Raw genomic sequence first — 11,454 nt, forward strand, 5'->3', positions numbered from 1 at the left:
CGGGTACCTTTGGCGTCAAGAAAGCCTCGCACCAGCAAGCCCTGAAGATCGGCAAGCCGGTGTTCTAGGCCATGGCCACGATGAAGGACGGCAGCAAGCCGGACTACATCAGCTCGGACTGCCCTCTCGGCGGCCACCACATCGCCCAGGGCTTTGAAGTCAATGGCCTGGGCGCGCCGGAGCTGAACCATCCGCTGACCCTGGTGCGCAAGGCCTACGGGCTGGAATAACACTCTACTGAAGGCGTCGCACGGCGGCATCGGGACCGGCCCCGGCGACAGCCCGGGCCGGTGCTGCCCAACGCCCAGGACGTCGTATAGAACACAAGGAAAAACTGACATGCAACTGACCGGCAATATCACCCCCGACAACCTGATGTCGCTGGAGGCTTACAGCAAGTGGCGCAAGGCGCACAAGCCTGACCTGCTGGCACACCGCAAGCTGCGCAGCGTGATGCTGGGCGAGCACGTCCACTTGCAGTTTGAAAGCGAGATGACGGTGCGTTACCAGATACAGGAAATGCTGCGCATCGAGAAAATCTTCGAGCAGGAAGGCATCGAGGCCGAGATCAGCGCCTATGCGCCGCTGGTGCCGGACGGCAGCAACTGGAAAGCCACCATGCTGATCGAATATACCGACGTCAACGAGCGCAAGCGTGCGCTGGCCAAGCTGATCGGCATCGAAGACCGCATGTTTGTCGAAGTCGAAGGTTACGCGCGCGTGTATGCCATCGCCGACGAGGACCTGGACCGGGAGACGGACGAAAAAACCTCGGCGGTTCACTTTGTCCGTTTTGAGCTGACACCGGCGATGCGCGCTGCCGTGCTGGCCGGCGCATCAGTCAAGATCGGTTGCGACCATACGCAATATCCGGCGCACCAGGACTTCACGCCGGAAACGCTGGCCAGCCTGGCAGGCGACCTGAAGGCCTGAGCCGGGGCAAAGGGGCCGCATCGTGTCAATCGTGATTGTTCAGCTGCCTGCTGACCGGCGCCCTGCCCTCTGCCAGCGCGTCGCGCGGCTGTTGCCACTCCCATCCCCAATAGGACAGCACCGTCAGTAGCAACAGGATTGCCAGCCATGTGCGGTTTTTCTTGACCGGGCCGGGTGTTCCCGTCGCGGACCGTCCGGTCAGCATCGGCAATGCCTGGTTCTGGCGGCGCAGCACGCTGATGCCAGCAATCAGTACCAGGTGCGCCAGCACCACAAACAGGTAGGCTTCACCGAAAAACTCGTGCAGCTCCTCCAGCCAGTCGCCGCCAAGGAAATCGCCCCAGCCGTTGTAAGTGCCGTATCCGGTCAGCGTCAATGGAACCAGCATCGCCAGCAGGACGATCACCGCCAACGCCATCAGCAGGTTCTGCCCCTGGCGCCAATTGATGCCGGCCAGCGATTTGCTGCGCACCACCGACTGCAACCAGTACGGTGCATTGGAAAGCTTGCGCCACAAGGCGCCCACGCTGGCCTGGCGCGGACCGAACAGGCCATACAGCAGCCGGAATGCCAGCAAGCCGGCCATGGTGTAGCCCAGCGTGACGTGCAGCAGCCTGAATTGCTCCCCGTCTGCGCTCAGGTAAGCGCCGAGGAAACTGAATGCAAATAACCAGTGGAACATGCGCGTGGGCGCATCGGTAAGCAGACGGCCGGGAGTACTGGCCTTGCTGGCGCCGACGTGGCGAAGTTCGCCAGCCAAGGGCAGCGTAGTGATACAGGTTTGTTCGGCGTTCATGTTGTTTCTCCTTTGATCAATCGTCCCAGCCGCGCAGCAGGCGGGCGTCCATGCCGGCCGGCACACGGCGCGTGGCGTCGCCGTAGTCAGCGCGGTCGGCACGGGTATGACAAGCGATGCAATTGCCGGCACTTTTGACTGCTGCAAGTTTCCACACGGCAGGATCGATCTTGCGGTGCTTGCGCTCGAACCAGACCGACCTGGTGATGCGGTCGTCGGGCGGTTCCACATTCGCTGCCCTCTTGACGGTGCCGGCGTGGGCCTGCAACCACGCGCTCAACTGCTGCACGGATGCTGCGTCCAGCGAGGCATCGGTGCCGTAATGCTTTTCCAGTCCATTCATGATGCGTTGCCAGGAACGTGCTGGCAGCATGCCGGGCGGATACGCGGTATGGCAGGCGGCACACTCCTGGCCATAGGCGGCGGGCACCTTGCCGGGGAAGCCGCGGATATTGTCGGCGCTGGCATCCGTAATCAGCGCCAGGGCCATGACAGCCGTCATGGCCAGGCCGGGCAATCGCTTGCGCTTGTTTTTCATGGCTTGCTCCTGGTCTTCGATGTCGTCATGCGCCGATACTGATCAGATAGGCCAGTACATCGGCTTTTTCAGTGGCGCTGCATTCGCGGCTCAGCACATCCTTGCAATTCCTGCGGAACCACTTGTCCACCTTCGCGGAATCCGTGAACGCCCGCGGGTTGGAGCCGGGCGCCAGCGGGGCGATCTTCTTGCCGGTGCTGGCGTGCTTGCCCTCCTGCCCGGGTTGCGCGCCATGACAGGATGAGCAGGACCACTCGCCACCGTGCCTGGCGTTGAAGAACGCCTGTCCCTTCGGTGCATTGCCGGGTGCGCCAGCCTCGGCCCCGAAGCGTTGCAACTGCGCGGCGGGTGTGGTGTCGGCTGCCTGTGCTGCAAGCGGCAGCCCGATGCCGCCGATGGCGCCGGCCAGCAAGCTCAGGTTGATCAGTGCGTTTCGAAAAGTAGTCATGGCCCAGGCAAATTGGTGATCGCGGCCCAATGCCGTTATGATCGTTTCAATGCCTGCATTCTTGTCCTGGCGACTTGAATCAGTCCTGAAGCAACTGTTCATCTGCCGTTCAGCAGCGCGGCCGGACAATGGCGCAATGAGACCCATGCCTGACTTGAGCGTAATGATCGTTCCGCAACCCCGGCCGTGGCGGCGACTGGCCATGCTGGCCTGCCTGGCTTGCAGCCTGGCCACGCAGGCGGCAACGGCCAGTGGCCGGCACGACCATGAGCGCGCGCGCGCTGCGCTGCAGTCCGGGCAGATCCTGCCATTGCCGACGGTTCTGCAGCGGTTGGAGCGCGAACATCCCGGCCAGGTACTTGAAGTCGAACTCGAACAGGAGGAAGGACGATGGATCTACGAGGTCAAGTCCTTGCAGGCAGATGGCCATCTGGTCAAATTCAAGCTGGACGCCGCGACGGGCGCGGTGTCGAAGCGCAAGGCGCGCTAAGCCTCAGCAAGCCAGTGCGCCGGACCGGACTGCCGGACCCGCTGCAATACCCGATACGACGCACCACAGGGCACCCATGAGAGTTTTACTGGTCGAGGATGAACCGGCATTGCGAATGCAACTGCGCACCAGCCTGCAGGAGGCGGGTTATGCCGTAGACGAGGCCGACAACGGCCGGGATGCGCATTTTGCGGGGGACACGGAAAACTTCGACGCGGTCATCCTCGACCTCGGCCTTCCCGTGCTGGACGGCCTGACCGTCCTGAAGCGCTGGCGCGAGGCCGGCCGCGTGATGCCGGTGCTGATCCTCACTGCCCGCGACAACTGGCACGAAAAGGTGGCAGGCATCGACGCCGGCGCCGACGATTACCTGACCAAGCCTTTTCATATGGAAGAATTGCTGGCGCGGCTGCGCGCGCTGATTCGCCGCTCCAGCGGCCTGGCTTCGCCGGTGCTGCGATCCGGCACCCTCGCCCTGGATACCCGCAGCGCCCGGGTCACGATCGACGGCCAGCCGGTGACGCTGACCAGCCATGAATACAAGGTGCTGGATTACCTGATGCATCGCCCGGGCCAGGTTGTTTCCCGCAGCGAACTGACAGAACACATTTATGCCCAGGACTTTGACCGCGACTCCAATACCATCGAGGTATTCGTCGCTCGCCTGCGCAAGAAACTCCGGCCCGACCTGATCGAAACCGTGCGCGGACAGGGCTACCGGCTGCAGTGCGCATGACGAGCCGGCAAGCGCCAGCCGCGCAAGCCGGGGCCGGCAGCCGGCAACCGTTGTTTCGCTCCCTGCGGGTGCGGCTGCTGGCCGCCACGATCGCCGGCCTGGCCGTGGCCCTGGTGCTGGCCGGCTTTGCACTGGGCAGCTTGTTCCGGGATCATGTGCTGCAGCAGTTCAGGGCGGGCCTGACGCAGCAGCTCGACCAGCTGACGGCGCAACTCGATTTCAGCGCCACTGGCGAACCGGTAATTGACACCCAATCGCTGTACGACCCGCGCTGGCAGCGGCCTTACTCCGGCCTTTACTGGCAGCTCGATCAACTCTCTGCGGATGGCAGCCGTCGCAAGGGCGTGCTGCGCTCGCGATCGCTATGGGACACCAGCCTGCAACTGAACAGCGACGCGCTGGCCGGCGCCGCAGTGCATGTGCATGAAACGACGGGGCCGATGAACAGCAAGCTGCTCACGCTAGAGCGCAGCGTGCGCGCGCCAGACGGCGCCGACGTCAGCTGGCGACTGATCGTGGCGGCCGACATGCAGCAGACCAGCGAGGCGGTTCGGCGATTCTCGGCGGTGCTGGCGGCATCCCTGCTGGTGTTGCTGGTCTTGCTGGCGCTGGCGGCCTGGGCACAGGTCAGCGTCGGCCTGCGGCCCCTGAACGCGCTGCAACGCAGCCTCCGGGACCTGCAGTCGGCCCGCACCCCCCGCCTGCAGGGAAGGTTCCCGTCCGAGGTGCAGCCGCTGGTTGACGACTTCAACCGGGTGCTGGACCAGAACCGCGAAGTGGTCGAACGCTCGCGCACCCAGGCCGGCAACCTGGCCCATGCGCTGAAAACGCCCTTGACGGTGCTTGAGAATGCAGCAGCCGCCGAACCCGCAAGCAATGGCGGTGCGCTGCCGCGGCTGGTGCAGGAACAGGTACTCGCGGCACGCCGCCATGTCGACTGGCACCTGGCCCGCGCGCGCGCCTCGGCCACGCAACGCCTGCCCGGACAACGCACCGATGTGGCAAACGTGGTCGCAGGCCTGGTGCGGGTCATGGCGCGCATGCATGCGGATATCCGCATCCAGACGCGACTGCCGGAATCGCCGCTGTATTTCGCCGGCGAGGAGCAGGACCTGCATGAAATGCTGGGCAATCTGCTGGACAACGCCTGCAAGTGGGCGCAATCCAGCGTGCAGGTTTGCGCCTCGCTGGTGGCAGGCGCACAGCCACCGCTGTTAAGCCTGACCGTTCAGGATGATGGCCCCGGCATCGACGATGCGCAATACGATGCGGTGCAAGGCAGGGGCGTGCGGCTGGACGAATCGGTCCCGGGTACCGGCCTGGGCCTGGCGATTACCAAGGAACTGGCCAGCCTGTACGGCGGCAGCCTGAGCTTGCGCAAGGCCGACCAGGGATTGGAGGCGATCATCGTGTTGCCGGCGATCTGGCGGGGTCAATGAAGCCGGGGCCAGCAGACTGCCTGGGCTTGCACATCCGTTAGTTGTGCAAGGGTTTTAGCGGATCACGGCGCGGTACGGCGCCCTGCATTGGCCTGCTTGAGATAGTCCCGCATGTCGGATAGCAAGCCGCCCACCGTCGTCGCCAGATAATCAAGATAGTCGCTTCGCGCCAGTGTTTTTGCCAGCGTGTCCTGGTCGATGAAACGCTGCATCTGCCCCATGAAGGCGGGATCGTGAACTACCGATGGCAGGGCGACGATCGCGTTGTCAAGCAAGGCAGCGTAGTTGTCGATGCGATAGTCGGCGACCTTCTTGATCACCAGTTCGGGCATCAGCACGGCACGCTTTCTGGTGAGCCACGCCAGATCCCAGATATCGCGATGACGGATCTTGCGCGAGCCGCTTGCGACCGCGGCCCCGCTCATGTCTGCCAGCGAGGTCGGAAACGCGACGACCTTGTCAGCCAGGACCTCGGATATCGATTCAGTCACCACCAGTACCTCCGGCATACCGGCCAGGAAGTCGTAGTTGAGCACCAGCGGCACCAACTCGCGTGTGTAGGCCGGAATGTTGGCGATTTCGAGTTTGATCCTTTGCCGCGGAATGTCGGGGCGGCCGGGGCTGGTCTCGACGCTGATTACCCACTTGTCGACTTTGATGTTTTCAATGTCCCCGCTTTCACCCGTCGGCTCCTTGACCGAAATTTTCAGGTAATAGCGTTTGCCAAGATGCGCTTCGATGCACTCCTTGATCCGATGCATGCTGGCCGCCGTGAAGTCGGTACCGCCAGCAAAATCGAGGTCTTCGGAGAAACGGTCGGCGCCGCGGCACAGGCGCAGCGAGGTGCCGCCCTGGAACACCAGGTCCTTCAGCAAACCGGCACTATCCAGTGCCTGGAAAATGTCGTAATGCAGGATTTCCTTTTCGACCACCGGCCGCATTGCCGCCAAGCGCGACTCCCGCATGGCCAGCTCGACCAATTGATTGAAATCGACCTGGTCCATCATTCGTCCTCCAGATTATCCAGTTCGTCCTGATCAAGCATGCCGGTGTTGCGCCCTACCCGCATCAGGTCCGCCACGGCCGCCTGCTTGGTTGCAATGCGCAGCGGTCGCCCCTTCACATACACGGTCCGCTGGATGATCTCGGCCGGGCGCCGTTTGGTATGGGTAAATTCGATGGTGCCGTACGGCGTCTTATAGGTGCCCTTGGCGCCGGTGGTCATGACCGTGATGCGGCTGACCGGGATCTGCGAAATGACGCCATATTCAGATAGCAGGGACTCCAGGCTGACATAGGAAAAAGCGCCCGGGCGCAACACTTTTGCGACGTCCTCGACCACCCTGCTGTTCCTTGAACTGGCGGCCGGATTGACATACACGCCGCGCGCGGCGCGCACCAGCAGACGATCAGCCACCATCCGTTGCAAGGACTTTTCCATCGCCTTGTCTTTTTCATCAGGAAACATCTTTTCGATGTCGCGCCGCGCAAGGACATACACGCCCTTGCGGTCGAGATCGGCCAAGCTATGGATGAGGTCAATCTTTTTCATGGCGTTGATGGTGCATTTCTACCCCAATAAAAAATAGGGTTTCTATCCACCATAGTAGCGCGACAGACAAGAAAATGTCTACAAGTAGTATTAAACCCTATTTTTATGTAGGTTTTTTAATGACTTAATCGGCGAGCACAGCAATACAGGCGCGGTGTCCCAGATACTGGCGCGGCAATCACCGGCCCCATCATCCACCCCGGACGCCGGGCGAAAAAAATGGGGACCGCAGCCCCCACCCGATTTCGGTTCATTGCATGCTGGCAAGCACCGCCGGCACGACGGCGATGCTCGCTTTCTTGCCGGCTAGCCAGCCGCCATCCGCTGCTTGCGCAACAAGCGGGTCGCATCCATGTCGACCTGTCCGGACGCGCCGTCCACGACCACACCATGCTTTTCATGCGCGTAGGAAGCCGAAATGATCTGGTTCCACACGTCGCTGCCGACCTTGGCCGGATCGCGTTCCAGCGGATTGCCGAATCCGCCGCCACCGGCCTGTACATGGGTGACCAGGTCGCCGACTTTGAGCCGCATTGCGGTCTTGCCGGGCAGGCTCGTGGTCTGGCCGTCGCGCTCCAGCAAATTCCGGCCGACGGCCGCCGGCATGCCGCCGTCGAGTCCGTAGGGGGCGAATTTCAAGCGATCGGCCCGCAACTGCAATAGCGCATCATCGGCCAGCGCCCGGTACGAGCGCTGGATGCCGAGTCCGCCGCGATAGCGGCCGGCGCCGCAACTGTCGGCCACCAGTTCATAGGATTCGACCCGCACCGGATGTTGCAGCTCCAGCGTTTCCACCGGCGTATTCGACAGGTTCTGAGAGGCGTTGGTAATGGCTTCGACGCCATCCATGTTTGGCCGTGCGCCCCAGGCGCCGCAGATCATGTCGACGATGATGTAAGGCGCGCCGCCTTCGCGCTGGCCGGACAGGCAGACCACCGTATTGCCGCCCTCGCCTGCTGCAGGTATGCGGTCGGGTACGATCTGCGCCAAGGCGCCCAGCATGGCGTCGAAGACGCGATATCCGGTCAATGCGCGCGCTGCCACCGCACTGGGGATGCGCGGGTTGAGAACCGAGCCTTCCGGCGCGTAGACTTCAACGCAGCGGAACACGCCGGCATTGTTGGGCACATCGCCCTTGAGTGCGCAGCGCACGCTCAGGTAGGTGCAGGAATTGGTGTATGACAAGGTGGAATTGATGGCGGCGCGCACCTGCGGCGAGGAGCCGGTGTAATCGACGCTGACATGGTCTTCATGCACCGTGACGGCGACCTGGATCGGGATCGGCGCGTCGGACAGGCCATCGTCGTCGATGTAATCGGTGAAGCGAAACGTGCCTTTGGGCCACTTGCGGATTTCTTCGCGCGTCATGCGCTCGGCATAATCGAGCAGCTCGGCCAGGTACACGCGCATGGTGTCGGAGCCATGCAGCCGGAACAGTTGCCCCAGTTCGCGCAAGCCCACCTGCGCGGCGGCGTATTGCGCCTTCAGGTCGCCCAGTACGCGGTCCGGCAGGCGCACGTTGATGCCAATGATGCGTTCCAGCGTCTGGTTGATCTTGCCGCCCTCGTACAGCTTGAGCACCGGAATGCGCAAGCCTTCCTGGTAGATTTCGGTCGAGTCGCTGGCGTTCGAGCCGGGCACCCGTCCGCCAACGTCGGTATGGTGGCAAATGACGACACAGAACCCTTCGAGTTCGCCGCCCTGGAAAAACGGCACGAACATGAAAATGTCGGGCAAGTGCATGCCGCCTTCATACGGGTCGTTCAGCACGATCGCGTCGCCGGGATGCAGGTCGTCGCCGTATCGCGCCAGCACCGAGGTCATGGCTTCCGGAATCGCGCCAAGGTGCAGGGCGATGGTCTTGGCCTGGGCCACCATTTGCCCGTGACGGTCGCAGATGGCGGCGGAGTAATCCATCACGTCCTTGACGATTTCGGAGCGCGCGGTGCGGATCACGGTGTACGCCATTTCGTCGACGACGGCGTCCATCGCATTCTTGATCACGGCAAACGTGATCGGATCGATTTTCTTGCTCATGCGCTGCGCTCCTGGATTTCGATAATGACGTTGCCGATGGCGTCGGCCCAGGCGCGGGCGTCCGGCGGGACGATGATGGTGGTGTCATACGACTCGATCACCATTGGTCCCTGCATTGGCGTGGCGCTCATCTGGCTGCGGGCGACCAGTCGGGTTTCACGGGCAGGCTGGCCGCGCGTGAAAAATACTTCGCGTGACCCGACGCCGCCTTCGAGCGCGCTGGCGTCGACCTTGATATTGCCGAAATCCAGCCGCTGCGTGCTCAGCCCGCGCGCACTGATGCGCAGGTTGACCAGCTCCAGCGGTTCCTCATTAGCGTAGCCGAAGGTCTCTGAATACAGGCGCTGGAATGCCGCATGCAAGTGAGGGATGGTGTCCTCGCCCAGCGGGCCGGCCGGCAAGCCGACGGTCAACTCCGAACTTTGGCCAACATAGCGCAGGTCGGCCTTGACGATGATGTCCACCGTCTCTTCGCCATAACCTTCGGTGGCCAGTACCTGCAAGCCCTTGCTGCGCAGGGACGCCAGGATATCGGCCAGATCAGGCACCCGGCATTGCGCCAAGGGCTTGAGCACGGCTTTGAGGAAATTATGTTCGGCATCGGCAGACAGCATGCCGGCCGAGCAGAATACGCCGGCCATCGCTGGCGCAATGATGCGCCGGATGCCCAGCAGCTTGGCCACATCCACCGCATGCAGCGGACCGCCGCCGCCAAAGGCGATCATCGTCATGTCGCGCGGATCGCGTCCGCGCTCGACAGTAACGGCGCGGATGGCGCGCGCCATGTTCAGGTTGGCGACGTCGCGGATGCCGTGCGCTGCGGCGACCAGGTCCAGCCCGAGCGGTTTGGCCACGTGCTGCTCGATTGCATCGCGCGACTTTTGCGGTGATACCGGCAAGGAGCCGCCGGCCAGCGCCACCGGATTGAGCATGCCCAGCACCATGTTGGCGTCGGTAACGGTCGGATGCAGGTTGCCCAGACCGTAGCATGCAGGTCCGGGATCGGCGCCGGCCGAGCCGGGGCCAACGCACAACAGGCCGCCAGAGTCGATCCAGGCCAGCGAACCGCCGCCAGCGCCGACTTCGGCAATATCGATCGCCGGCACCTTCAGCACATAGCCGCCGCCTTTGACAAAGCGGCTCGGCGAACTGATGCCGTCGCGGAATTCATATTCGTTGGTCAGCGATGGCTGGCCGTCCATGATGATGGACGCCTTGGCGGTGGTGCCGCCCATGTCGAACACGATCAGGTTCGGCTCGCCGCTGACCCGACCGAGCTGGGCCGCGCCTGCGACCCCGCCGGCAGGTCCGGACGCCACGGCATAGACCGGCTTGTCGCTGGCGATGGACACGCCCATCATGCCGCCATTGGACGCCATCACCTGCAAGGACGCCTTCACGCCAATCGCGGCCAGGTCGCGCTTGAGCTGGCTCAGGTAGCTTTGCATTGCCGGCAGGATGTAGGCGTTGACGACCGTGGTGCTGGTGCGTTCGTATTCCTTGATCTCCGGCAGCACTTCGCAGGATACGGAGAGCGCCAGTCGCGGAAATGCGGCGGAAATGCAGCGCTGCGCCTGCAGCTCGTGCGCCGGGTTGATGTAGCTGTTGAGAAAACAGATCGCCAGCGCCTCGACGCCATCGGCGACCAGCTCGCCCACTACCCGCAGCACTTCCTGCTCGTCCAGCGGCGTCACTACCCGGCCTTGCGCATCCATGCGTTCGCGGATGCCGCGGCGATGGCGGCGCGGCGCCAGCGGCTGCGGCTTGCTCCAGCCGAGGTCGAACATGGTGGGCGTACGGATACGGGCGATTTCCAGCACATCGCGAAATCCCTCGGTGGTCAGCAAGCCGGTGTTGGCGCCAACCTTTTGCAGGATGGTATTGGACGCCGTGGTCGTGCCATGCACGATCTCGGTAATGTCTTGCGGCGCGATGCCGGCTTGCCGGATCAGTACCTGCAAGCCGTCGATGATCGCGCGGCCAAGGTTGTTGGGCGTGGAGGACGTCTTGTTGATGAATAGCCGGCCGTCCGGCAGGGCGAGCACGATGTCGGTGAAGGTGCCGCCAATGTCGCAACCGACGCGAACTCCCGCTGTCGTTGCGGACGAATCCAATGATGATGATGTCATTTGTGCTTTTCGAATGGAAGCTGGAGGATAAACCGGCGCGACGATGCAAATCGGTGTTCAGGCAGCCCGTGACGGGATTGCAGCGCTACGGCACACTGCCAGGAGCAGCGGGAAATCGTGGCTGCACGGCAGAACGCATCGATTCAGGAATGTGATCGGGGGAGCAGGCGCTCCCCCGATCATCTCCACTTGAACCAGGCGCTCAGATGTGCGCGACCACCGGACCATCGTCGTGGCCGCTTCGCTGCGACACATGCCACGGTACCAGTAACTTCTCAAGTATCTCGATGGCATTGAACAGGATCGTGCCCAGCACGCCCAGCAGCACCAGCGCGACAAATACGCGTGCCGTGTCG

General features: G+C 63.0%; 11 protein-coding genes and 1 pseudogene. 5 read left to right on the forward strand and 7 right to left on the reverse strand.

The window, feature by feature from the left end; genetic code table 11:
- Together Q7T64_RS04495 and Q7T64_RS04500 are read left to right on the forward strand one after the other, a co-directional pair.
- Positions 1-230 (forward strand): annotated as a pseudogene (locus Q7T64_RS04495) (Fe-S oxidoreductase); the annotation flags it as partial.
- A 109-nt stretch (positions 231-339) separates the two neighbouring features.
- A complete protein-coding gene (locus Q7T64_RS04500) occupies positions 340-933 on the forward strand; it encodes a DUF3501 family protein (RefSeq protein WP_304791859.1) in 594 nt (197 codons plus the stop codon).
- A gap of 25 nt (positions 934-958) precedes the next feature.
- Here Q7T64_RS04500 and Q7T64_RS04505 read toward each other — a convergent pair whose 3' ends face one another.
- Genes Q7T64_RS04505 through Q7T64_RS04515 form a run of 3 tightly spaced genes read right to left on the reverse strand, consistent with a single transcriptional unit; the run spans position 959 to position 2,715 of the window.
- Complete coding sequence (locus Q7T64_RS04505) at positions 959-1,729, reverse strand: cytochrome b/b6 domain-containing protein (RefSeq protein WP_304791863.1); 771 nt, start codon at positions 1,727-1,729, stop codon at positions 959-961.
- Between the two features lie 16 nt (positions 1,730-1,745).
- Entirely contained in the window at positions 1,746-2,267 is a 522-nt protein-coding gene (locus Q7T64_RS04510; protein WP_304791866.1) for a diheme cytochrome c, read from the reverse strand.
- Between the two features lie 25 nt (positions 2,268-2,292).
- Complete coding sequence (locus Q7T64_RS04515; RefSeq protein WP_304791868.1) at positions 2,293-2,715, reverse strand: DUF1924 domain-containing protein; 423 nt, start codon at positions 2,713-2,715, stop codon at positions 2,293-2,295.
- A gap of 145 nt (positions 2,716-2,860) precedes the next feature.
- Between Q7T64_RS04515 and Q7T64_RS04520 the strand changes: the two genes are divergently transcribed.
- The 3 genes from Q7T64_RS04520 to Q7T64_RS04530 all read left to right on the forward strand — a co-directional run bounded on the left by Q7T64_RS04520 (position 2,861) and on the right by Q7T64_RS04530 (position 5,380).
- Positions 2,861-3,205, forward strand: a complete 345-nt coding sequence (locus tag Q7T64_RS04520) for a PepSY domain-containing protein (RefSeq protein WP_304791872.1) — start codon at positions 2,861-2,863, stop codon at positions 3,203-3,205.
- 76 nt (positions 3,206-3,281) lie between these two features.
- Positions 3,282-3,941: a response regulator transcription factor gene (locus Q7T64_RS04525; protein WP_304791875.1), complete on the forward strand. Its 660-nt coding sequence runs from the start codon at positions 3,282-3,284 to the stop codon at positions 3,939-3,941.
- Positions 3,938-5,380 carry a sensor histidine kinase gene (locus tag Q7T64_RS04530; RefSeq protein ID WP_304791878.1) on the forward strand — a complete coding sequence of 481 codons (1,443 nt, stop codon included), beginning with the start codon at positions 3,938-3,940 and terminating at the stop codon, positions 5,378-5,380. The genes Q7T64_RS04525 and Q7T64_RS04530 overlap by 4 nt, the downstream gene beginning before the upstream one ends.
- 62 nt (positions 5,381-5,442) lie before the next feature.
- On the opposite strand, the gene Q7T64_RS04535 is transcribed toward Q7T64_RS04530, so the two are convergent.
- From Q7T64_RS04535 to Q7T64_RS04550, 4 genes are all read right to left on the reverse strand, one after another.
- Complete coding sequence (locus Q7T64_RS04535; RefSeq protein WP_304791882.1) at positions 5,443-6,387, reverse strand: nucleotidyl transferase AbiEii/AbiGii toxin family protein; 945 nt, start codon at positions 6,385-6,387, stop codon at positions 5,443-5,445.
- Positions 6,384-6,932 carry a type IV toxin-antitoxin system AbiEi family antitoxin gene (abiEi, locus tag Q7T64_RS04540; RefSeq protein WP_304791885.1) on the reverse strand — a complete coding sequence of 183 codons (549 nt, stop codon included), beginning with the start codon at positions 6,930-6,932 and terminating at the stop codon, positions 6,384-6,386. The genes Q7T64_RS04535 and abiEi overlap by 4 nt, the downstream gene beginning before the upstream one ends.
- 306 nt (positions 6,933-7,238) lie before the next feature.
- Entirely contained in the window at positions 7,239-8,969 is a 1,731-nt protein-coding gene (locus Q7T64_RS04545) for a hydantoinase B/oxoprolinase family protein (RefSeq protein WP_304791888.1), read from the reverse strand.
- Positions 8,966-11,098: a hydantoinase/oxoprolinase family protein gene (locus tag Q7T64_RS04550; RefSeq protein WP_304791890.1), complete on the reverse strand. Its 2,133-nt coding sequence runs from the start codon at positions 11,096-11,098 to the stop codon at positions 8,966-8,968. Before Q7T64_RS04550 ends, Q7T64_RS04545 begins: the two co-directional genes overlap by 4 nt.
- Positions 11,099-11,454: the final 356 nt, after the last annotated feature.

The sequence above is a fragment of the Lacisediminimonas sp. genome, from assembly GCF_030645335.1.
Classification (GTDB): Bacteria; Pseudomonadota; Gammaproteobacteria; order Burkholderiales; family Burkholderiaceae_D; genus Lacisediminimonas.